Source organism: Pseudoalteromonas sp. GW168-MNA-CIBAN-0100, from assembly GCF_040309225.1.
Taxonomy (GTDB): domain Bacteria; phylum Pseudomonadota; class Gammaproteobacteria; order Enterobacterales; family Alteromonadaceae; genus Pseudoalteromonas; species Pseudoalteromonas arctica.
In genome coordinates this window covers 1-575 of record NZ_JBEOOL010000090.1, presented here as the reverse complement: position 1 = coordinate 575, position 575 = coordinate 1, and the positions used below count along the sequence as shown (strand labels likewise).

At 38.4% G+C, this 575-nt stretch carries 1 protein-coding gene; it reads left to right on the top strand.

Annotated features, from left to right (window positions below):
* Positions 1-351, top strand: a 351-nt coding sequence (locus AAEY62_RS20145) for a MerR family transcriptional regulator (RefSeq protein WP_350635936.1), incomplete at its 5' end; no start/stop codon positions are given.
* Positions 352-575 lie beyond the last annotated feature (224 nt).

Here is a 575-nt window from a genome sequence, read left to right as displayed (position 1 = left end):
ATTCAGACCATTCGTTTTTATGAAAAGAAGGGGCTCTTGCCTGAGCTTAAGCGCTCAAGTGGAAATTATCGTGTCTACGACAAGGGGACTATTGAACAACTCCTGTTTATCAAACAGTGTCGTTCATTGGATATGTCTATCATGGAAGTAAAAACGCTAATGGACAGTCGTTCGAGGCCAGATCAGAGCTGTTCAAATATCAATACGTTAATAGCTAAGCATTTATCAGACGTCATTATTCGCATTGAAGAGCTAAACGTATTAAAGTCATCACTCGAAAATATGGCGTCATCGTGTGACCAAGACAAAACCATTAGGGACTGTGGTATTTTAAATTATTTACACACTTAAAATTGTAAGAAGAACACAATTTCACTGTGCGCGCTCACCTTAACTTGTATCTATCGGCTAACATTCGTCATTTGTATAGAGCTATTTAATATTAAACCTGCCCTTAGGGTATTTATGTTAACTCACTTTGGGGCAAAGGCGAGTTAAATACATAACCCGCCTCTGGACATAAGCTCGCTAGGGTAAAAGTTCTTTGAGTAATGATTGCCATTAGGAAAAGTATG